Here is a 21,976-nt window from a genome sequence, read left to right as displayed (position 1 = left end):
TTTTTGTTGTTAAGAAAATAACGTTAGCAAAAGCAAAAAGAAGCCCCGTTGTACGGGGCAGAAAAGGAAAGAAACCGCTTTATAAAACAAATTAGTGTGACATTCTCTGCAGTTGTTGCTCCGCAGGGTTTTTCAGGTGATTCCACCATAAGCCGATGCTCATAATAACGGCAAAGCCCGTTGCCAGGTAAAACCCGTAGCGGACATCGCCAAAAATATCACCAACAATGCCCATCATTAATGGCCCAACAGCTGCGGCCAATGCGGTAAAAGCTAAAATTAAACCTGCCGCCGCTCCGTGTTGATGTCGGGGAAAACAACTAATGCCTTTAGAATTAAGAGTTGGATACATCATTGACATAAATAAGCCCGAGAGTGGCATCAGCCACAATGCCCAGGCAACACCCTGGCTCATACTTAAAACAAAACAAAACGCAATGGCAGTACTGAACCAGGCTAGCAAAATGGTCCAGCTAAAGCGGGTTAATAACCATTCGGCTAAAAACCGACCCGTGGTGCGTAAGATAAAAAATACTGTGATGGCATGGGCTGCCAGTAAAGTGTATTGACCTTCGTATTGTTGTAGCAGGGTGGGTAGCCAGACAAACACCGCCACTTCAGTGGCTACATAGCAGGCTATTGCCAGCGAAAAGCCAAGCGCATAAGGGTTTTTAACCAGTTTCAGACAGTGCCAGATAGACGTTTTTGGCTGGGTGACATAAGCAGGGTAGTCCATGCGCCAGGCGATAATCAGTAAAATCGCGCAAATCAAACCTGCAACCAGATACAGTTGCTCCCATGCCATATCCAGCATCAGCAGGACGGCGACCAGTGCCGGGCCAACAATAGCACCCAGTCCAAAAAAACCTTCGACCCGGTTCATTAAACGGGTGTGGCTAAGGGGGTTGGGGCTGATATCACCAATTAAAGCCAGGGCACCGGTTTTAAATAAACCGATGCTTAGGCCGCATAAGCCGAGCAGCAGCATATAAAAGTAAAAACTTTGGTTAAGCGCAAAAGCGAAGCAGGCAAGTGTGTAAATAAACAGGCCAAATAAAATGATCTTTTTGCGCCCAAGTTGATCTGCCAGTTGCCCTAGAAATAAGCCAGATAATCCAATAAAGATCATTGGCACGTAGTGAAACGCTGCGGCCTGGGTCAGGCTCAGATCAAATTGTTTGACCACTTCCGGTATAATCACCCCTACGGCATCAGTGGTCATAGCGAAAACAAAGAACATCAGGCAAGTCATCCACTTTACCTGGGTATAGGTATGCTCGGTCACCACAGCCGTGGTAATTACTGGTTTGTGTTGCATGTTATTACCCTGTCTTATGCAGGCATTTTGCCTGTCAGTTTTATAATGCCAGTAGTGTTATTGTTTTCTGGCTACCACTGTATGGTGGCTTTTGATTTATTGGTTTTCCAGGCTCGCTAAAGCCATACTTGAAATTACACCTTAAACGTTTAAGTATCAAGCCGGAGTTCGAAAAATGAACACAAAAGTTGCGGATTAATCAGTTTAGGCTGTTAGCAGCTGGCACGCAGCCTTAATTCACACTCCAGCAATATGTCCTGCTGCACATCACCGGCCAGTAGCATGCTGGCTGCTGTGCGGCCTTTTTCATCGCTATGCTGAGCGATAGTTGTCAGGGTAGGATAAGCTCGCTCGGCTTCTTCAATACCATCGAAACCAACCAACTTAACATCTTCCGGAATTTTTAAGCCAAGTTGCCTTGCTACACTCATTGTACCAAGTGCAATCCGATCGCTCATGCACAACAACAAAGTTGGTCTCGGGTGTTGTGTCAGCGCTTCACGGGCAGCAATTTCTGCATAGTGATGGTTATTAACCGGAATATGCCAGATTTGATCTGCACTAATTTCACGTTTTAAATCAGTCACCGCCGCCAGATAGCCATCAAGTCGACGACGGGAGATGGCTTCATTTTGATCGTAGAGCTCGTGGCTTTGCATGCGACATACCCGGTTAGAATCAAGTAAACGCAAGCCCAGTACTGCCACCTTGCCAGGTTGCTGCTGCAGGGCGTAGTGGGCAATATCGTAAGCATAGCGGTAGTTGTCGATATTAACTGAGCCAATACCAGCCAGGTTGCAATCGACACTAATCACCGGCTTGCCACTTTGTATGACCCGCTCCAGCTGTTCGTGATTTTTAGGACTGCCATAAATAATGAAACCGTCAGGAAGCGCTTCAGCTGTGCTGTGCACCGCTTTGCTACCCGACAATAACAGCATATCTTTGCCTTGTTGCTGTAACACCTCAGCAATACCTTTAATCAGCTGATTTGCTACAGGATCACTGACGGAATACTCAAGGGTGTCTGACAATAAAATTGCTATCATATCTGAACGACCCGTCCGAAGACTTCGCGCCGTAGCATTCGGGCCTGTAAAGCCGAGTTTCTCACTCTCTTTTAATATATGACGCCTTAAATCAGCTGATAGTTGGTCAGGGCGGTTAAAAGCATTGGAAACGGTAGCAATCGACACGCCAAGGTGTTTTGCTAATGATTTAAGCGTAACATTGGCCATTTAGTAGCTGATCCTTATGCGAAAAGTGTAAAGTAGTTCCGGCAGCACTGTATTACAGATGTTCTTAAACGTTAAGTTTTATTGTGCGAAAATGAGTTAAATGCCCACAAAAACAAAAGCGGCTGCCTTTGCAACCGCTTTATATTTGTTAGCAATCTTTGTTAAAACTGATAACGCAAGCCTAAAGAAGCGGTACGACCATTAATAGTCCGCGCGGTAATAATCCCATTGTCCGGAACGCTACCCTGTTCAGCTTCGGTAATTCCAATGGTATCAAACAGGTTATTGACGTTCAGCGAGAGTGTCAGGTTTTCGGCAAGTTCATAATTTGCAAAAGCATTAATTTGAGTATAGCCACTGAATTTCAGATCATTATTATCCTGAGCATAGGAATCAGTTGTGCCCACCAGACTAACGCCTATCTGCGCATTATCCATGGTATAACGTGCCAGTAAATTGTAGATCATATCTGCCTGGCGGCGAGGCGTGTTGCCAACGACATCAGGATTTAATGCGTCACTGCTGATCTCCGCATCAGTAAACGTTACTGAACCACGAAAGTCAAAGTCACCTATCCGGTAGCTACTTTCCAGTTCTATACCTTTAGCCTTGTAAACCCGGTCAAAAAAGAGTTGTGTCGTTGCTTCAAAGTTTTGCTCATCAGTTTCAGCGAAAAACAAGGTAGCAAATAGATTAAGATTGCCATGGCGGCTTTTGCTACCAATTTCATATTGTTTTACTTCGTCAATTGCGTCTTCACGAGCCACTGAGCCATCAGCATTAACTTTACCAAATAGCAGGCGGTCGGCATTAGCGCGGGCGCCTTTACTGATCCGGCCAAACATTGCCCAGTCGCGATTGAACTGGTAATTAGCGCCAGCAGAGTACGAATTATAGCCCCAACTGTAATTGACCAGTTGCGGGTTTGCTAAATCAATACCAGATACACTTTGCTCAATTTGACTGATAACGCCATCATTGTTCATATCCCGGCTGCTTTGTGAAGCGCCGGCATAGGTGCCCGTTGCTTTGCCATTATCCCGCCTTACACTGGCATCAAGTGACCAGTCACCAGAGGCCCAGCCCACATTAATATAAGGGGCTTTCGTACTGTATTGGGTGTCGTAGTTACGTTGGCAGCAGTTTCCCCAGAACGGAACGCCATATGCCAGCTGCCCTTGTTCTGAAAACGCAGTTCCATCCGCGGCGTTAACGTTTAACAGTTCTGCATTATCTCCTTTTAAGGCCATCAGGTAAGAGTTCCATAGCCATGACATACTGATAGTCTGATCTGCCATGTAGTAGCCAAAAGTGACATCTACGTCGCCAAAACTTCTCGCCAATTTCAAATCATTTACTATAGAGCCAAAGTCATTGATTTCAACATCAAAGGTATGGATCCGCATGGCATCCGCTTCAGTGTATTCCTGGCCAGCCTGAGGGCCAACAGCATAAGTGAGCGTCGCGTTATCGCCAGTAATACTGTTGGCAATATCCTGTGCGTTGCCAACTTCAGCAGGAAACAGCGTAATAAAATTACCGCTGATGTCACTAATTCTGAAGCGATTGTCTAAGGTCCAGTTTTCGTCTAAATCAAATTGGGCTTCAACCCCAAAACTGTCAACTTTCGGATTCATGCCGTCGCGTACATCACCGCGGGAGATCTGATTATCACCGTTTAATCGCACAGTTTGGCTTAAATAGACCGATTGCAAAGTGTCCTTTTGTGCATCGTAGCCTGGCACTGAGCTGCCATCGGAATACATTGGCATTGGCATATAACTGGCGGCGCGATCATTTAAATGTTTGGCATAAACTCTTACGTAGCCCGTGTTAAATTCTTTTGTCACATTGGCTTTGATTTGATAGCCGCGCTCACCCTGATAGCCTGGGTCACGAACACCTTCACCCTGACGAACAAAACCACCAAAATGAAAACGCATGTCATTGTTAATGTCACCACCGAACTCAAAATCAGTTCTGAACTGGTCGTAGTTTATGCCTGACGTAACAGCGATGCTGCCGCCCTGGTGTTCGCCGGTTTTGCTGATGAAGTTGATAATACCACCCGGTGAGTTGCTTGCGGCGGTGCTGGCTGAACCGCCACGAATGACGTCTAATCTGGCCATGGTTGAATCTGCCCGGACAAAAATATCTGCGTTACCAAAAGCAATATCACCAAACTGCAGTACTGGTAAACCATCTTCCTGTAACGTTAAAAACTTCGCACCGCCTGCAGCAACCGGTAAGCCGCGTACAGCAATGTTTGCATTGCCTTCACCACCGGTAGACTCACTTCTTACTCCGGGTAACATTCGGAAAATTTCTGCTGTAGAGCGAGGGCTCGTTACATCGATATCTTCAAATGTCAGGGTGCTGACTGAGACACTTGATTGCATAACTGACTGATTACGTGAAACAGCCCCGGTAACGACAATACGTTCAAAACCAAGGCCTGACGTTGTGCTGGATTCTGTCGCTGTAACGTCATTTTCAGTAGTTGTTTCCTGTGCGTTTACAGTAGCAGAGCCTATTGCCAGGCTTACAGCAAGCGCCAGGCATGAACGATTTAAATTTTTTGTTTTCATCTGTTTTACCCTCGTCAATTCAAATTGGTATCGTTATATATTACTTAATCGTTTAAGTTTGTGGGTATAATTACAGCCAGGCCAACATCTCACTTATTCTGTTTTTGTTTTAATCCTGTAGCTTAATAAGCTGAAAGCCTTTTTTTTAGCTATTAATCCGCCATGGATGTTAGCTGTTATTTTAATCGCCTTGACCGTCTTAAACGTTTTACCTCTAAATATTAATTACGTCAAGCTTGGTTAATAACCAATCAGTTTTTTTGTGTTGTTTGCCACTGTTGGGTTGAGTTGGCTGTGCTGTCTAACCATTTACTGCGTACAATGCTTATCTTTTTCAGATGAAGGATGTTGTTTTGACTGTCCGTTTACCTGCAGACTTACTGCCCGGCCCTAGTGACTTATGGTTTCTGCCACTGGGAGGCTGTGGTGAAATTGGTATGAACCTGAACCTGTACGGTCATGACAGCCGCTGGTTAATGGTAGATTGCGGGGTGACGTTTTATAACCCATTACAACCGACATCCAGCCCCATTACCGCAGAAGTGCAGGCGGCTGATCCGGCGTTCATTGTCAAACACAAGGCGCTACTGGCCGGGATTATTATTACCCATGCCCACGAAGACCATATTGGTGCCTTACCGTTTTTATGGCCGCGCTTAGGCTGCCCGGTATATTGCACGCCTTTTACTGCCGAAATTCTGCGCCGCAAAATAGCCCGCAGTGGGTTATCACAAGATATGCCGATTATTGAAATTCCACTGGGTGGCACCTGCAATATTGGTCCGTTTTTAATTAACTGGCTAAGTATTACCCACTCGATACCCGAGCCTCAGGCGTTGTTGATCACCACGGCGGCGGGTAAGGTATTTCATACGGCAGACTGGAAAATTGATAATGCCCCTATGACCGGTAAGCCTTTTAAACCACAAGTATTTAAGCGTTTGGCGAAGCAAGACATTACCGCCATGGTGTGTGATTCCACCAATGCGTTAAGGCCGGGCTTTTCGGGATCTGAAACCGCCTGCTTCGAGGGCTTATTTGACGTAATACGCCATGAAAAACAGCGGGTGGTGGTCAGTGGCTTTAGCAGTAATATTGGCCGCCTAATCAGCCTTGGCCACGTTGCAAGAAAAACCGGCCGCTATTTAGCCCTGTTTGGCCGTGCCATGGAAAACATGGTGGGGGGGGCACGGGCCTGCGGTTACTGGCCGGACGATATTCCATTAATTGAACCCTCGCATATTGGCTATTTGCCTGCCAACGAGGTGTTGGTAGTTGCCACAGGGAGCCAGGGCGAACCCCGCGCTGCGCTGAGTCGCTTAGCGCAGCAGCGTCATCCGCATTTAATCCTGGAGGAGAATGATCTGGTGCTGTTTAGCTCTATTTTAATTCCGGGCAATGAAATGCTGGTCAGCCGGTTGATTGCGCAATTAAAAGTACTGAAAGTACGCACCTTACAAAGCGCCGACAGCCCAGAGCTAATTCACGTATCCGGCCATCCGAATCAGGGCGAACTCGACTTAATGTATCGCTATGTGCAACCCGCTATTGCTGTGCCGGTGCATGGTGAAGCGGAACATATTCAGGCTAATGCCGCGGTGGCGAAGGCTGCGGGAGTACGGCAACAACTGACCGGTCAGAATGGTGATTTATTTGTGCTGGCACCCCAGCCACGTATCTGGCATCAGGCCGTGGCAACTGGCCGGATCGCCGTAGAGCATTAGAACGGTTAGCCGCTCTGATGTATTAAGGTTGTGGCGACAACGCTTTTAGTAATCTTTTTTAGTTACCTTTCGGCTTTGTAATCAATTATGGTTACATATTTGACATGTAACCATAATTGATTACTATTAAACGCAGCTTAAACGGATCTGAGAGCAAAAGATGGCAGCAATTTATGCAGTGCTAACCGGCGATTTTGTTAAATCCCGTGGCATTGCCTCCGGGCAATACGATACGGTGTTGTATCAGCTGGAGCAACTGTTGGTTGCTCAGGCTGACACCCTGGGCGCTAGTTACAACTTTTACCGGGGTGACGCGTTTCAGATATTATTACCCCAGCCCGCTGAAGCGGTAACCCTTGCTCTGTATATTCGGTTAACGCTAATAAGTCTGGGCCGGGATTGTAAGATCAGTATTGGTTTGGGTGAGGTAACGAATTTACGACAAGATGTAAAAAGCGCCAGCGGCCCGGCTTTTACCCTATCTGGCAATGGCCTGGATAACTTACCAGGGGGACAACGGTTGGCAATTTTCAGCCAGCAGCAACCGTTGCAGCAAATATTAGCGGTGCCGTTACAGATGGCCGACAGCATGCTTAGCAAACTTACTGCCCGTCAGGCCGAAGCGTTATTGTTATATTTTCTGACGCCTGGCAGCTCGCATGAAAATATCGCGGGCAAACTCGGCACCTCCAGAGAGAATGTCACCAAACTGCTGAACAATAACCATGCTGATTACCAGCTGATGCAGGCATTTATCGAGTATTGCCACAGTCATATTTTAAGGGGCATAGCATGAGTGATAGCAGTTTATTACTGGGCTTAGTGCTGGTGCATGTTCTGGCCGATTTCTTTTTGCAGCCGACTGCTTGGGTGCAGGCCCGGGCGGCACAGCACTGGCGTTGCGCCCAGCTGTATTATCATAGTTTAATTCACTTTGGCCTGAACCTGCTGCTGTTAGTGTTGTGGTACCACCTTAGTTGGTCGGCTGTCAGCGTTATCGGCGTGATTGGTTTGGCGCTGCTCATTGCAATCAGCCACCTGCTGATTGATATCGGCAAGTCTTATTTTGAAGACCTGCGCTACTTTGTGCTGGATCAGCTGTTACATCTGCTGGTCATCCTACTGGTATGGCTGAGCCTGGCGGATATGGATTACCGTTCCCTGATTGTGCTAGGCGGGGTATTACTGCAACCAGAATACCTGCTGTTGTTACTGGCGTACTTGCTGTTAATGAAGCCAACTTCGGTATTAATAGGGATGGTGCTGACAAATATATCTGCTCCGGCTAGCACTACAAAGCAAGGCTCACCGGCTGCGGGCCACTTAATTGGCATTGCCGAGCGCGTACTGATCCTGACGTTAATTCTGGCAGGCCAGTATTCAGGCGTTGGGTTGGTGGTGGCGGCTAAATCAGTGCTGCGCTATAACGACTTACGTGATTCTCACGACCGGGCGCTAACGGAATATATTCTGCTCGGTTCATTGCTCAGTTTTGGCATGACCTTACTGGTGGCTATTGTATTATTGGGTTTAACACCCTTTGGTGTGTCGTCGTCAGCGTAACAGGTGCCGGCTGCTGATAGTTGCCCTATTAACCAATGCGGCCTCAGACAGTCCTGCTCAGATCTTAGCGGCATAGTATAGTTTTACAGGAATTTATAACGTGATGGCTAATTTCGTACTTCATTCACTCACTGTTCCTGCCAGCAGGCGACTAAGCTTTCGTTTATTGTCTGCAAATGATGCTGCGTTATTATTCGAAGTTGATCAGGACGAAGAAGTCATGCGTTATCTGAATGGTGGTAAACGGACCTCTATGCAACAAATTACCGAGATATTTTTGCCGCGAATGGCCCAGTACCGTAACCCACAGCGGGGCTATGGGATCTGGCAGGTATGTCGTACAGTGGACAACGCTTATATGGGCTGGGTATTAATCCGGCCAATAGGTTTTAATACCGCCACACCAAGCGTCGACGATGTTGAACTGGGCTGGCGTTTTAAGCGACTATATTGGGGCCAGGGCTATGCCAGTGAGGCGGCGGCTGCGGTTGCCAAAGAGGTAGTAGCAAATAATAATGAAGTGCAATATGTATCAGCGATTACCACGCCAGACAATGCCGGTTCAATTGGCGTAATGCGTAAACTGGGTATGCGGTTTGTTAAACGCTATATGCATCAGGACGCGCTGGGTGAAGTGGATGCGGTGCTATACAGGAAGAAAATTGATGAAAATTACTAACATTTTACCCTGGTTTGGCGCGGCCAGTTGCGCGCTGGCGCTGCAGGTCAGTGCCACTACCATTTATCTGGTGCGACACGCTGAAAAACAGGACGACAGCAAAGACCCGGCACTGTCTGAGTGCGGTCAGAAAAGAGCACAAGCCCTGGCTGCTTTGTTTGCCGATATTCCGTTAGCTGCGGTCTATGCCACACCCTATCAACGTACCCAGCAAACGGCGGCAGCCGTTGCGAATCACAAAAAACTGCCAGTTCAACAATACGATGCGCGCCAGCCAAAACTATTACAACAACAGCTACAGGCATATGCCCAGCCAGTGTTGGTGGTGGGGCATAGCAACACTGTGCCCGAACTGGTTAAGCTGCTTAGCGGTATCGAAGTTGCGCCACTGACAGAACAGCACTATAACCTGCTTTACCAGGTACAATTGGGCCAGCAGGGCAGTGTGACCATTCGCCAGCAGCCATTCCAATGCCAGCATACTAATAACATTTAGTAAGGCAAAGCAGGCGCCAGCCCGCCATCAATAGTCTGCAATCAATAGTCTGAAAGCGATAAAACCGATTTTTTACGCTGGCATTGCTGTTTTTTATTAGTCAATGTTAAAAATGTTTGACATTGAGTTATTTTTAACTACCATTGTGTTTATTCTGTTGGTCACGAAGACCAAATTACATAAGGAGAGCAGCATGTCGTATCAGGAAACGATGCCATATCGGGAAAAAATAGCCTGGCTGTCTATGCTGGCGATGTTGTTCACTTTTGGTCCGTATTTTACCCTGGTGGCCAGTGGTTATTTTCCGGCAAAGCCCATGCCGGATTTGCACCAGCTGGCAGGCTATGCCATCACCGCGACACTACAGGTGACCCTGTTACTGGTGGGCCATATGGTGCTGCGTCGCCGCAACCCACAGGATGCAAAACTGCCGGCAGATGAGCGCGATATTGCCATAAAACAACGGTCAGTTACTGCGGCCTATTATGTATTGATAACCGGTATGATCCTGGTCGGGGTGGTAATGCCTTTTACCAGTAGTGGCTGGGAAATTGTAAATTCTGCGCTGTTTATGATTGTTTTCGCGGAGCTGGTGCAGTTTTCGATGGTGGTAGTGGGTTATCGCAGGCAGGCAGGATGAAGGGATCGCTAAGTAATAACATCCGCTTGCTGCGTTTTTTACAAAGCGAGATGACCCAGGCTGAGTTGGGGCAACGGGTAGGGGTAACCCGTCAGACCATTGCGGCAATTGAAGCAGGCAAATATTCACCGTCGCTGGAAGTGGCATTTCGCATCGCCGGAGAATTTAAACTGCCATTGGAGCAAGTGTTCCAGTGGCAGGCAGAATAGCTGGTAGTGCTATGCGACGGGGTATTCTGTCGTAAGACCCGTTGATGGCGACCTAAGCTAGTTATTAAACAAGCTCCAGTTGCTGAGCCGGTTTAACAAAATAAAAAGCCAGTATGAGTAAGCCAACTGGAAATACAAATACATTCAACGGGCTTAAAATTACCGTAAATTGCAGCAAGCAGCACACCATTAGAACTACCGCAAAATATTTCAGTAAGCTAGGGGCGCCAGTGCGGTTCAGTAGTAAAACAATACTAAGAATAAACCCCACCAAACCATATGCAAACAATACCCCAAGCGCCCCTATTATTGTGAACTCGCTAATAGTCTCTATAGTCTGATCGGTAAGGCCGGAGCCTATAATACTAAGTGTTATATCGATTAGCACCGTAGCGTGAAATAACGTCACTAAAAGTGCCATAATCAATAACAACACTGCCGCTGAACCGGAACTTAAACGCTCAGCAAAACTTCGGCGCAAACACAAATAAATATAGACCTCCAGCACGCCAATCAATACAAACACAAGGTCTGACAGGCTTAGGCTTAGTAAATCAGCACGGTATACTGCCATAAAGTTTTCTGTACCAATACTAAAAGCATATAGCCAATAGCTCGGAAATAGCACCGCTAGCAGCAGCGCGGCAATACCAGGTAAAAAATAGTCCTGTTTAGTCATAAAAACCTCCTGTAGTCATCAATTGTGTTCAAGTAGCAGTATTGTCATTGCTGATGTACTGCAAAATATCACCAGGCTGACAGTTCAACGTCTGACAAATGGCAGCTAGAGTGCTAAAGCGAATGGCCTTGACCTTGCCTGTTTTTAGCAACGATAGATTAGTCATAGACACGCCAACCTGTTGCGATAACTCGGTAAGAGACATCTTGCTCTTTGCTAATTGTATATCGAGATTAATTTGTATGTTCATAAGCAAACATTAGCGTATAAATTTTCGTATATCAATAAGTATTTTATGATAAACATAAAATAAATTATGTTTATCATTTTTCATGAGGAAGGGGAATGGGCCGTATTTGCAGCATTAGAACCGTTTTAGCGTTTAACACCTACCACTATGGCATTGCCTGAGTTTTGGTCCCATGGTGTTATTTTGGCATAGTCATGTGCCAACATATGCACTTCAAAGTAAGGGATAAGCAGTGCTTGCAACTCGGTAAAACTCACCGCCACCATAGTATGCTGGTCCTGCCAAAATTCAGTTATTGCTGCGGTAGTTTTGGCGATACTCAACTTTAGCGTTTGTTGCTCGCCTACGCCTTGATAATGCCATGCTGATTCAAATACAAACTGACTGTTATTAAGCTGGGTACCATGGCGAATGGTCGATAAATTACAAATTTTATCTTTATCTACGGCATTAAAAACAAATAATCCACCGGGCTTTAGCGCATTGTATATGCTGGCCAGACACTGTTTTAGCGCATTGACACTAGGGTTGTAATGCAGGGAATACAAAAAACAAGTGACCAGATCTACCGGTGCATCCAGCGTGAAGCTTGCCATATTATGTAGCACAAAGCGGGCTTCAGGGCAGCGGGCGCGGGCCAAATCCAGCATGGGCTGGTTCAGATCCAGGCCACTGCACTGATAGCCATAATCAATAAAATGCCGGATATGCGGGCCGGTGCCACAGGCTAAATCAAGATGTCTGTTGCCGCCATTTCCCAGCAACTGCTGAAGCCGGTGCACCATATTGCTTTGGGCCAGATAATTAATGTCGCGACACATTAAATCGTAGTAGGCCGATAAATCGGTGTAAAGGGCATTGGATGACGACATAATGGTGGCTGGCACTAAATTAAGGTGGCGCATTTTATAGCAGTTTAGGCTGTTTGCGAAGCAGGATTGTTAGCGTTGCCCCTGACTAAGCCTGTTATGATAACGGTCAGGCTGGTGAATATTGTCAGCGCCATGTTTTGCAAATGCCTGAATGACTAATCAGGCCAGTTGCTTGTGTTAACAACAAACGAGATCTGAGGTGATATGAGTTCCCTTCCTACGCAGCGTAGCAGTATCCTTGAGTCTACCCCACAACCTGTTTTACCGTGGCTTGCCGGCTTTTTAAAACCATATCGCGTCAGGGTGGCCGCTGCGATGTTGTTTTTACTGATCGGTTCTCTGGCGTGGCTGGCGCTAGGTCAGGGTGTACGTTTACTGGTCGATCAAGGGTTTGTTGCGGGCGATAGCGGCCGGCTGAATTCAATCATCCTGCTGATTTTGTTGATCACCTGCGTCAGTGCTTCAGCGGTGTTCTGTCGGTTTTATCTGATGACCTGGCTGGGCGAGCGGGTCAGTGCTGACATTCGAAACCATGTTTACCGGCATATGCTGCTGTTGTCGCCGGCGTTTTATAGTGAAACCCGAACCGGCGAGGTTATCTCCCGCTTTACTGCAGATACCACCGTACTGCAAACCGTGGTGGGCTCCAGTTTTTCGATGGCGCTGCGGTCGGTTGTCACCGCCGTTGGCGGCTTACTGATGATGGCGTTTACCAGTTTAAAAATGACCGGGTTAGTGTTAATTGCGGTGCCGCTGGTGTTGGTGCCTATTTTTGTATTAGGACGGCGGGTACGTCATATGGCTCGTGCCAGTCAGGACCGTCTGGCCGATATTGGCGCCCATGTAGATGAAAGTCTTCATGAAATTCATACCGTACAAGCTTATGGTCATGAAGCGCTGGATCAGCAACAGTTTGCCAGCAAAATTGAGCAGGTGATGTCCGCAGCAAAACAGCGTATTTTTTACCGGGCACTGTTAATTGGTGTGGTCATGTTGCTCAGTATCAGTGCCGTTACCCTGGTTGGCTGGGTTGGCGCACTCGATGTGCTGGCGGGCAAGATAAGTGCCGGGGAGTTAACTGCGTTTCTATTTTACGCCGTAGTCGTTGCGGGCTCTGTTGCTACCATCAGCGAAGTGATTGGCGAGATACAGCGGGCGGCGGGCGCTACCGAGCGTTTGATCGAATTAGCCAGCATACCGCTGGAAATCGCTGCACCTGCCACACCCGCCCGCTTAATGATGCCTGTCACAGGCAGCCTGGTGTTTGACGATATCAGTTTTTACTATCCGCAATTGCCAGACCAAACGGTACTGAAGCAGCTTAACCTGCATATTGCCGCAGGAGAGCGGGTAGCGTTAGTTGGCCCAAGTGGTGCCGGCAAAACCACATTGTTTCAGTTGGTGCAGCGTTTTTACAACTTGCCAATGGGCCGGATTTTGCTGGACGGCGTGGATATCAGCTTGCTTGACCCTGCCGAGCTGCGTGCGCAGTTTGCGCTGGTACCCCAGGATGCGGTGATTTTTGCTGATAGCGTGCTGGAAAACGTGCGATATGGCCGGCCTGACGCCAGTGAGCAGGATGTTATTGCTGCCTGCAAAGCGGCAGAGGCTGATGCGTTTATTCAGGAGCTGAGTGAGGGCTATGACAGCCAGTTGGGCGAGCGCGGCGTGCGTTTATCCGGCGGTCAGAAACAACGAATAGCCATCGCCAGGGCAATGTTGGCCGACAGGCCGCTACTACTGTTAGATGAGGCAACCAGTGCGCTGGATGCTGCCAGTGAGCACCTGGTTAAGCAGGCATTGACGCATTTAATGCAGAGCAAAACTACCTTAATTATTGCTCACCGGTTAAGTACCGTACTACATGCCGATCGCATTGTGGTGCTGGATAAAGGCCAGCTGATTGCTGTAGGTACACATAGCGAACTGATGCAAAGCTGTCCGTTGTATCAGCAGCTTGCTCAGTTACAGTTTTTAAATGCGGACAGTGCTGATTAGAACCAGAACGTCTTTAAGGCAGAATGGCTTCGTAAATTAACGTCATAATCGTGCCATAGCGGCCGGTTTCAAAGCTGTCAGCGCTAAATTCGTAGCTTTTACCGTTTGTAATAATCGGACTGTGTTTTTTATTGGTCAGCAGCACCACCATAAGGTTATGTTGCGGATCGATTAGTGTAGCCGTGCCAGTCCAGCCGGTATGGCCATAAGCATAGTCGCTGGCATAAGCGCCAAAATGCCAGTTTAAGTCGCCGCCAGCGGCGGTACGCCAGCCCAGACCAAAACGATGATCATAGCCGGATGGCCGGGTAAATTGCTGCACGACCGCCGGGTTGATAAATCGTTGCCAGCCATAGCCACCTTGCTGCGCCACGACACTCATTACCACTGCCAGATCGCGGGCACTGGCAAATAAGCCGGCATGGCCGGCCACTCCCTGCAGTGCATGAAAGGCTTTTTCATCGTGCACCTCGCCGCGCAGCACGCCTTGCCGGTTTGCCGGAAAGTTTACCCGGCCACCCCGGCTGTTTCCATCAAGCTCGGTAGCGGCGATGCGTGAAGGGGCGACGCCGTGTTGCAGTGGGTTAAACATCAGGTTATTTAAGCCCAGTGGCCGGTAAAACTGCTGTTGTAAATAGCGATCTAACGGCATCGCCGTCAAGCGCTCTATCAGCAGTCCCAACAGCATAAAGTTAACGTCGCTATAGCGAGCCGTGGTGCCGCGCTCACTGATAAAAGGAACCTGTCCCAGCAAAAGCTGATCGGTATAAGCTTTATTCAGAGAGTAAAATAACAAGCCATTGCTATTGTCAGGCCGATGAAAATGCACTTCTGGCGCATAACCACTGGTGTGGTGAAGCAGATCGCTGACTAAACGTTGTTCGCGGCCGTCACCAAGGTATTCGGGTAGGTAATCGCTCAGCGGGCGATTAATATCCAGCATACCGCTACTGACTAACTGCATCACGGCGTAGGTAGTGGCGTACATTTTTGTGTTGGAGGCAATATCAAATAAGGTATTGGTTTGCATAGGCTCTGGGGTAACCTGCTCGGTACCATCAGCGGTATAGCGAAGGGCATAACCATACGCAGTTTGTTTGATGATTTTGCCATCTTTTACCACCAGTAAAACGGCGCCCGGAAAGCCTTCGGCAATTTCCGAGTTTATCAGGCGATCGACCTTCGCAAAGCGCGGGCTGTTGATTTGGGCATGTAGCGGCTTCTCATCAAGCTCTGGATAGGGCAGTGCCAGAATGATCTGAGCGCTGGCGGGCTCTACGCTAATTAAATGGAGATAATTCGCACCGTCCCGGGTATAGGGCCCGATGTCCATTTTAAATGGCTGGCCGTGCTCTTGCCGGCGCAGCGTTATAAGCTGATTATTAACGGAGACAGTACCAGAGATCGCCTGAGCCATATCTACCAGTAGCGCGCCCTGGCCTTGCCAGCTGTTAAAGCGACGCCGGTTATTCACCCCAGCGCGACTGCTCTGTTGCTCCGGCCACTGCAGATAATGCTGGCCGGCCTGCTCAGAGAGCGCCAGTTGCTCGGCGGCCGTCAGCCGCTGTGCGCTCACCACGGGTATAACGGGCTCTGGTATTGCAGCACAACCGGCCAGTACGATCTGCACTACTACTGTCAGTGTTAATACAATGAATAACCGCATCTGATTACCTTGACCGTTTGAAACGACAAACACATTACTGATACTCAAAGGTTGCACTATATCAAGTTAGTCTGCAATTCAGAAACTTTGTTATTTAACGTATTCCTGCAATAGTTAATACAGTGTAATATTGGTTTTCTGATGATGTTAGTCAGGGATTGACGTCAATTCAGCAGCAGTATCAGAGACTTTCTGTAAAAAGCTTTCTGTGATGTACCAGAAGTGAAGGATGATTTATGAGGGACTATGAAAGTTGGCATTGGATACAGTAATGGCGAGGACGCCTGTGTTGCTGGCCAGCAGGCAGCAAAAGCTGCCATGGCTCAGGCGTCGTTTGGTAACCCTGACTTAGTACTGGCCTTTTGCAGTGGCAGGCTGGATCATCAGGAGTTTTACCGCGGTTTGCGGCTGATATTGGGGCCCGAGGTGAATATCTTCGGGGGCTCTGCAATTGGCGTGATCACCAATTCTCAGTTGTCGTATCAGGGGTTTCCGGCCGCGGTAGCGGTGTTGAAGTTTGAAGATAATTATTGTCAGATGGCCGTAGCCAGTGGCTTGTTTAATAGTCCGTTTAACGCCGGCGAGCAGTTAGCGGCGGCGTTGCCCAACATGCCAGATGCCAGTCTGTTGTTGCTGCTTTATGATTCCATTAAATTTGCTGGTTCAGAGCACATCGCGCCGGTGATGAACCCCTCGGCGCCACTATTGCGTGGCCTGGAGATGAATTTATCAAGTAAGGTGCCGGTTGCTGGCGCAGGGCTACTGGGCGATCAGGGGTTTGCCCATACTCAGCAGTTTTGTGGCAAAAGTATTGCGCAGCAAAGTGCTACAGCGCTGGTGTTTGGCGGTAATTTAACGTCATACATCGGGGTTATGCACGGTTGTCAGCCGTTAAGCACTCAGCGTTATACGGTCACCGGCATTTTTGGCCAGTATTTATATACGCTGGATGGTAAACCTGCAGTTGGAGTTATCGATCAGGCTTTTGGTAGCAGCAACTGGCGGCAACGTTCGCCGGTCAGTAAGCTATGTCTTGGCATTCCAGCGACTGACAGCACATCGCATGCCAGCGAAAATGATTATAGTAACCGGCTAATCAGTGGCATTTTACCGAATGATGAAGGCCTGATTTTGTTTGAGCCTGATATGCACGAAGGTATGCAAATTCAGTTAATGCGCCGCAGTCCGGCTCTTAGCAGAGTTTCGGCAAGAACCAGCACAGAGACACTGTTGCAGCAAATTAAGCAGGATGGCAAGCAGCCGTTCTTTGCGCTTTATATGGATTGCGCCGGCCGGGTGGCTCAGTTTGATGATAATGATCGACATAAAGCCGGCCAGGAAGACGCTGTAGAAGTACAAAATTTACTTAACAGCGCCAGAATACCGCTACTGGGCTTCTACTGCGGGGTAGAAATTGCGCCACACGCGGGCAAAAGCCGGGGCTTGGACTGGAGTGGCGTATTAATTGTATTTACCCGTTAAGGTACTACTTCGCTGTGACCGTACTGTTGTCAAAGTGACGTTGTAAATAGCTAATAATATCGGCTGACTCATATAGCCAGGTTACAGGTTGACCTGGCTGGCTGACCCGCAGGCAGGGCACTTTCACTTTCCCGCCGGCTTCTGCCAGTTCATTACGGTATTGTTGATTATGCTGCGCGTTGCGTTTTTCAATGTTAAGGCCTAAGCGGGCTATTTCTTTACGTACTTTGATACAAAAAGGACAAGCGCTAAACTGATATAACGCAAGGTTCTGACAATTTTCGTCAACGCTCAGTTGTTGCGCCGCGTCACGAGCAATGGCTTTTGGTCTGGTAAGCCATTCACTGAGTAACATAAAAGGCGTTAAGATAAGCCGGACCAACTTAAAGAACAAACGGATAAACAAGCGCATTGCGTACTCTTCAACTAAAGGAAAATCGGCGCAAGTATACCAAAAACAGGAGAGCAGTGTGAACTACCTGGCCCATGCGGTACTGGCAAAACCAAATCCTTATTCGTTAACCGGTAATCTACTGGGCGATTTTTGCAAAGGCCTGCAGGTTGGCAGTTTGCATCCTGATATTAAAGCGGGTCTGGACAATCACCGTGCCACCGATCGTTTTACCGACAGCCATAGTATTGTCAGGACAGCTAAAGCCGGGTTTTCGCCGGGGCGTCGCCGTTTTGCCGGGGTAGCACTGGATGTCTTGTTTGATCACTTCTTGATCAGGCACTGGCAGCAATTTTACCAAGCGCCATTTGCCGACTATAAAATGAAATTGTATCAACACTTGTCTGAGGCGATGCCTTTAATGCCGTTGCCAATGCAACATACGATGCGAAGGGTGTGCCGTTATGATTGGTTTGCCAGCTATCAGCATTTATCCGGGCTAGGCCAGGCATTGGACCATATTGCCGGCCGTATCCGCTTTGCAAACAATTTTGGTGGAATTATTGACGAAATTTCCCCACGGTATGCCGAGCTGGAACAGAGTTTTTTGCAGTTTTATCCTCAGTTGCAACAGCATTTGCAACACTTAGCGCTTGAGTCAGATACCGCGCGGCATATCAACACACCTTAGTCTTTTGGAGCGCCGTAGCACTAAAGTGTTATGGTTGAAATTTATACAGCTGCTTAAGTTATCGGTGACCTAACCAAGGAGTCATTTATGATAACAATAAAAAAAGCATTACTGGTTATTATCGCCAGTATGGCGCTGCTGTTAGCGACTAAATTATACGCCTGCGTTGACGCTGTCGTATTGGTACACGGCAATACCGCCAGCACCAGCAGTTGGAACAATACCTACAATTATTTACGAAGCAAAGGTTACCAGGCCGCTGATATATACCGGCCCAACTGGGGATCGAAAACGTGCGCAGCCTGCAACGATCATAGTGGCAGTGAGGAAACGCCGGTACGCAATGCCATCAGCTCAGCAATCAATAACTCCTGCACCGGTAAAATTGACGTTATTGGCCACTCGATGGGGGCCACTCTGGCTGCACAGCAAATTGATAAATTAGGTGTGGCCTCACAGGTTGATGCTTTTGTTGGTGTAGCAGGGGCTTTTCGCGGTTTATTAAGCTGTGGTGTTTACCCTTACAATGTCTGGAGCACAACCTGCGCAAGCAACGGTTTATCGGTGTCCAGTCCGTTTCTGGATCGCTTGTATGGCGTAAGGTTTGGCCAGCGGGTGTACTCCATTAAAAGTAATATCGATCAGGTGGTATGTTCTACCGGCAGTTGTCTGGTTTACGGTATACATAGCAGCCGGATTTGGGGTGAGAATGCTACCTATACTTATGCATTGGGTCATTTTGGTTTGCAAACAGATACCGCCGCTCAGCAATACAACTTAATCAGGTAGCGGCGGGTAAGCGACCGTAAAGTCCGTTCTTCAGAATTTAGTAATAGCTGAAGAACGGAAGTCTGTTTACCGGCTGTTGCGCTGATGGGGAGCCTGATAATTGATATCTGGGCCGACGGGCACGACCTGGCTCGGGTTTATCATGGTATGGCTGAAATAGTAATGGCGTTTAATATGATAAAAATCGACCGTGGCTGCTACACCAGGCCACTGGTAAAGCTCACGAGTAAAGCCGGCAAGGTTAGGGTAGTCTTCCAGTCGCTGTTTATTACACTTGAAGTGGCCATGATACACCGCATCAAAGCGAATTAAGGTGGTAAATAAGCGCCAGTCAGCCTCGGTTAGTAACTCACCGGTTAAGTAACGTTTTTTGCTCAGTATGGTTTCTACCTGTTCCAGTGCGGCAAACAACTGTGAATAGGCTTCCTCATAGGCTTGCTGACTGGTGGCAAAACCGCAGCGGTACACACCATTGTTAATGTTGTTATAGACCAGCTCGTTAATCTGATCGATTTGTGGCTGGATATCCGCCGGACAATAGTCGTCAGTATTGCCGGTAAGTTGGTTAAAAGCCGTATTGAGCATGCGGATAATATCAGCCGACTCGTTGCTGACGATGCAGTTTTGCTGTTTATCCCACAGTAGCGGTACCGTTACCCTGCCGCTGTAATCGTTCTGGTGGCGGGTATAAACCTGGTGTAAATAATCATAGCCAAACAGAGCATCACCGCTGCTGTGGTTACTGGTATCAAATTCCCAGCCATTTTTCAGCATATCGGGGCTGACCACCGACACGCTGATATAATCGGTCAGGTTTTTCAGCTGACGAAATATCAGAGTGCGATGCGCCCAGGGGCAGGCTAATGAGACATATAAATGATAGCGGTCTTTTTCAGCTTTAAAACCCGCTTTGCCTGTTGGGCCGGCGCTGCCATCTCTGGTAACCCAGTTACGCAGCTGGGCATTTTCCCGTTTAAATTCACCATCGTTGCTGTCGGTGTCGTACCATTTATCCTGCCATTTACCGTCGACCAGTAACCCCATGTCAGACTCCTTATTTCTTGCAAAAACTATTCAGCCAGTATCTGTTCACTGCTGATCGTATGTGGCAACTGTAGCCAAATTTAACCCGCGGCGATATTGGATAATAATGGCAGGTTTGTTCTACAAATTAGAAGATAGCCTGTTAAGCTGCAAGCGCAGCTATGCGCAGCAGGTGCTGACAGAATTAGCGCATGGCGATTAACTCAATAGCATTGTTAAAGCTTGCTATACTCTGTGAGCGTTATTTACGTTAACCAAGATCTGCGCACGTTGCGGGTGAAGTCTGGTTTTCCGGTTGGCAACAAGGAAAACGTTATGGACAACCCGGTTATTATTCTGCATGGCTGGAGCGACAACAGTCGCTCTTTTGCCACTATCAGTAAATTTATTAAACAGTTACCGAATAAAAAAACCGTGCATTTGCATCTTGGCGACTGGCTGTCGATGCACGACGATGTGACCTACACCGATTTGGGCACCGCCATGCAGCGTGCCTGGCATGAAATGGGCCTGCCAACGGCTGATCGCAGCGTCGATTTAGTGGTACACAGCACCGGCTCCCTTGTCGCACGGCAGTGGCTTACCCAGTTTTACAGCGCCAGCCACAACCCGGTTAAACGCTTTGTCATGATGGCGCCGGCTAATTTTGGCTCACATTTAGCCCACAAAGGCCGCAGCTTTTTTGGCCGGGCGGTAAAAGGCTGGGGCCAGCCGGGTTTTCAGACGGGTACGCAAATTCTTAAAGGGCTGGAACTGGCCTCTCCCTATAGTCAGCAACTGGCCTTTAACGATTTATTTGCAGAAGACAGCTGGTATGGCGCCGGCAAAATTCTGGCAACCGTAATGATTGGAAATACCGGTTACTCGGGTGTCAGTGCTATTGCTAACGAAGCCGGTTCCGATGGCACCGTGCGGATCAGTGGTGCTAATCTTAATTGCAGCCGCATCACGGTGGCGCTGGACGAGCAGCAATGCGTGCTACCCGGCAGTTTGCAGTTCAGTCGCAGCAAAGGCGATATTGCGCTGGCTATTCTGGACAACGAAAACCACAGCACCTTAGTGTTTAAAGATAAAGGGCCAAACAATCCACTTACCCAAACGATATTGGCAGAGGCGTTAAAGGTAGAAGATGCCGATTATCAGCCGTTAGCCGACAGTTTTAACTGGCAGCAGCAGATTAATGCACTTGACCCGGCCGTCATCGGCAAAAGCCCGCAGCGCAGTCAGGTAGTGTGTCAGCTGACCGATCATCTGGCCAACAATGTGCAGGACTATTTTGTGGAGTTTTACCGCACCGGTAAAAAAGATGAAAAATTTGAGCAGCAATTGTACCAGCAGTTTTTATGCGGGGTGCATGCCTATAGTGATAACGGCGCTTATCGTACCCTGTATTTTAACCTGGCCAGCCTGAACGAACTGCGCCAGCGCTATCAGCTCAATAAGTTGTACATTAGCTTTAATGCCGAGCCACATTATAAGCCACCGCGTCAGCCGGTTGGTTATGCCAGTGTCGCGGCCAGCGCCACCGCGGGCTTAAAGCTGCAACCCGATGACATTGACTGGTTATTTACCCCACATCAAACGGTGCTGCTGCAGGTGGTGATGCAGCGTAGCGTCGATGCTGCAGTATTTAAATTGCGCTAATAGTTGTGGCATAGC

Annotated in this window: 21 protein-coding genes; 12 read left to right on the top strand and 9 right to left on the bottom strand. The window is 48.2% G+C overall.

The window, feature by feature from the left end; genetic code table 11:
- Positions 1–91 precede the first annotated feature (91 nt).
- From B2X65_RS17580 to B2X65_RS17570, 3 genes are all read right to left on the bottom strand, one after another.
- Positions 92–1,318, bottom strand: a complete 1,227-nt coding sequence (locus tag B2X65_RS17580; protein WP_290614916.1) for an MFS transporter — start codon at positions 1,316–1,318, stop codon at positions 92–94.
- Positions 1,319–1,530: 212 nt separating this feature from the next.
- The gene (locus tag B2X65_RS17575; protein ID WP_290614914.1) at positions 1,531–2,556 is read right to left on the bottom strand and encodes a LacI family DNA-binding transcriptional regulator; all 1,026 of its coding nucleotides are present in this window, start codon (positions 2,554–2,556) and stop codon (positions 1,531–1,533) included.
- A 161-nt stretch (positions 2,557–2,717) separates the two neighbouring features.
- Positions 2,718–5,144, bottom strand: a complete 2,427-nt coding sequence (locus B2X65_RS17570) for a TonB-dependent receptor domain-containing protein (protein ID WP_290614912.1) — start codon at positions 5,142–5,144, stop codon at positions 2,718–2,720.
- A gap of 353 nt (positions 5,145–5,497) precedes the next feature.
- Here B2X65_RS17570 and B2X65_RS17565 point away from each other — a divergent pair, with 353 nt between their 5' ends.
- The 7 genes from B2X65_RS17565 to B2X65_RS17535 all read left to right on the top strand — a co-directional run bounded on the left by B2X65_RS17565 (position 5,498) and on the right by B2X65_RS17535 (position 10,455).
- Positions 5,498–6,868 (top strand): ribonuclease J, encoded by a 1,371-nt coding sequence (locus B2X65_RS17565; RefSeq protein WP_290614910.1) that lies wholly within the window; start codon positions 5,498–5,500, stop codon positions 6,866–6,868.
- A 160-nt stretch (positions 6,869–7,028) separates the two neighbouring features.
- Positions 7,029–7,664 (top strand): hypothetical protein, encoded by a 636-nt coding sequence (locus tag B2X65_RS17560; protein ID WP_290614908.1) that lies wholly within the window; start codon positions 7,029–7,031, stop codon positions 7,662–7,664.
- The gene (locus tag B2X65_RS17555) at positions 7,661–8,431 is read left to right on the top strand and encodes a DUF3307 domain-containing protein (RefSeq protein WP_290614906.1); all 771 of its coding nucleotides are present in this window, start codon (positions 7,661–7,663) and stop codon (positions 8,429–8,431) included. The genes B2X65_RS17560 and B2X65_RS17555 overlap by 4 nt, the downstream gene beginning before the upstream one ends.
- Positions 8,432–8,534: 103 nt before the next feature.
- The gene (locus B2X65_RS17550) at positions 8,535–9,110 is read left to right on the top strand and encodes a GNAT family N-acetyltransferase (RefSeq protein WP_290614904.1); all 576 of its coding nucleotides are present in this window, start codon (positions 8,535–8,537) and stop codon (positions 9,108–9,110) included.
- On the top strand, positions 9,097–9,606 hold the full coding sequence (locus B2X65_RS17545) for a phosphoglycerate mutase family protein (RefSeq protein ID WP_290614902.1): 510 nt from the start codon (positions 9,097–9,099) through the stop codon (positions 9,604–9,606). Before B2X65_RS17550 ends, B2X65_RS17545 begins: the two co-directional genes overlap by 14 nt.
- A 193-nt stretch (positions 9,607–9,799) precedes the next feature.
- The gene (locus tag B2X65_RS17540; protein ID WP_290614900.1) at positions 9,800–10,246 is read left to right on the top strand and encodes a hypothetical protein; all 447 of its coding nucleotides are present in this window, start codon (positions 9,800–9,802) and stop codon (positions 10,244–10,246) included.
- Entirely contained in the window at positions 10,243–10,455 is a 213-nt protein-coding gene (locus B2X65_RS17535) for a helix-turn-helix transcriptional regulator (RefSeq protein ID WP_349678723.1), read from the top strand. Before B2X65_RS17540 ends, B2X65_RS17535 begins: the two co-directional genes overlap by 4 nt.
- 64 nt (positions 10,456–10,519) lie before the next feature.
- Here the strand turns inward: B2X65_RS17535 and B2X65_RS17530 are convergent, their stop codons facing one another.
- The 3 genes from B2X65_RS17530 to B2X65_RS17520 form a co-directional block, all read right to left on the bottom strand.
- The gene (locus B2X65_RS17530; RefSeq protein WP_290614898.1) at positions 10,520–11,134 is read right to left on the bottom strand and encodes a hypothetical protein; all 615 of its coding nucleotides are present in this window, start codon (positions 11,132–11,134) and stop codon (positions 10,520–10,522) included.
- A gap of 28 nt (positions 11,135–11,162) precedes the next feature.
- The gene (locus B2X65_RS17525; protein WP_290614896.1) at positions 11,163–11,384 is read right to left on the bottom strand and encodes a helix-turn-helix domain-containing protein; all 222 of its coding nucleotides are present in this window, start codon (positions 11,382–11,384) and stop codon (positions 11,163–11,165) included.
- 125 nt (positions 11,385–11,509) lie between these two features.
- Positions 11,510–12,289 (bottom strand): class I SAM-dependent DNA methyltransferase, encoded by a 780-nt coding sequence (locus tag B2X65_RS17520; protein ID WP_290614894.1) that lies wholly within the window; start codon positions 12,287–12,289, stop codon positions 11,510–11,512.
- A 171-nt stretch (positions 12,290–12,460) separates the two neighbouring features.
- Between B2X65_RS17520 and B2X65_RS17515 the strand changes: the two genes are divergently transcribed.
- On the top strand, positions 12,461–14,254 hold the full coding sequence (locus B2X65_RS17515) for an ABC transporter transmembrane domain-containing protein (RefSeq protein ID WP_290614892.1): 1,794 nt from the start codon (positions 12,461–12,463) through the stop codon (positions 14,252–14,254).
- 13 nt (positions 14,255–14,267) lie between these two features.
- Here the strand turns inward: B2X65_RS17515 and pbp4b are convergent, their stop codons facing one another.
- Positions 14,268–15,920 carry a penicillin binding protein PBP4B gene (gene pbp4b / locus B2X65_RS17510; protein ID WP_290614890.1) on the bottom strand — a complete coding sequence of 551 codons (1,653 nt, stop codon included), beginning with the start codon at positions 15,918–15,920 and terminating at the stop codon, positions 14,268–14,270.
- Between the two features lie 246 nt (positions 15,921–16,166).
- Here pbp4b and B2X65_RS17505 point away from each other — a divergent pair, with 246 nt between their 5' ends.
- Positions 16,167–17,402, top strand: a complete 1,236-nt coding sequence (locus B2X65_RS17505) for an FIST signal transduction protein (RefSeq protein WP_290614888.1) — start codon at positions 16,167–16,169, stop codon at positions 17,400–17,402.
- 4 nt (positions 17,403–17,406) lie between these two features.
- Here the strand turns inward: B2X65_RS17505 and B2X65_RS17500 are convergent, their stop codons facing one another.
- Positions 17,407–17,814, bottom strand: coding sequence for a glutathione S-transferase N-terminal domain-containing protein (locus B2X65_RS17500; RefSeq protein ID WP_290614886.1), 408 nt, complete (start codon positions 17,812–17,814; stop codon positions 17,407–17,409).
- 58 nt (positions 17,815–17,872) lie between these two features.
- Between B2X65_RS17500 and B2X65_RS17495 the strand changes: the two genes are divergently transcribed.
- Both B2X65_RS17495 and B2X65_RS17490 read left to right on the top strand, forming a co-directional pair.
- Positions 17,873–18,484, top strand: coding sequence for an ACP phosphodiesterase (locus tag B2X65_RS17495; protein WP_290614884.1), 612 nt, complete (start codon positions 17,873–17,875; stop codon positions 18,482–18,484).
- Between the two features lie 87 nt (positions 18,485–18,571).
- Positions 18,572–19,273 carry an alpha/beta fold hydrolase gene (locus B2X65_RS17490; protein ID WP_290614882.1) on the top strand — a complete coding sequence of 234 codons (702 nt, stop codon included), beginning with the start codon at positions 18,572–18,574 and terminating at the stop codon, positions 19,271–19,273.
- Positions 19,274–19,339: 66 nt separating this feature from the next.
- Here B2X65_RS17490 and B2X65_RS17485 read toward each other — a convergent pair whose 3' ends face one another.
- Complete coding sequence (locus B2X65_RS17485) at positions 19,340–20,317, bottom strand: glutathione S-transferase family protein (RefSeq protein ID WP_290614880.1); 978 nt, start codon at positions 20,315–20,317, stop codon at positions 19,340–19,342.
- Between the two features lie 315 nt (positions 20,318–20,632).
- Between B2X65_RS17485 and B2X65_RS17480 the strand changes: the two genes are divergently transcribed.
- Positions 20,633–21,961, top strand: coding sequence for an esterase/lipase family protein (locus B2X65_RS17480; RefSeq protein ID WP_290614878.1), 1,329 nt, complete (start codon positions 20,633–20,635; stop codon positions 21,959–21,961).
- Positions 21,962–21,976: the final 15 nt, after the last annotated feature.

This window comes from Arsukibacterium sp. UBA3155 (assembly GCA_002364615.1).
Classification (GTDB): Bacteria; Pseudomonadota; Gammaproteobacteria; order Enterobacterales; family Alteromonadaceae; genus Alishewanella.
This window is presented reverse-complemented; position numbering and strand designations above follow the sequence as displayed.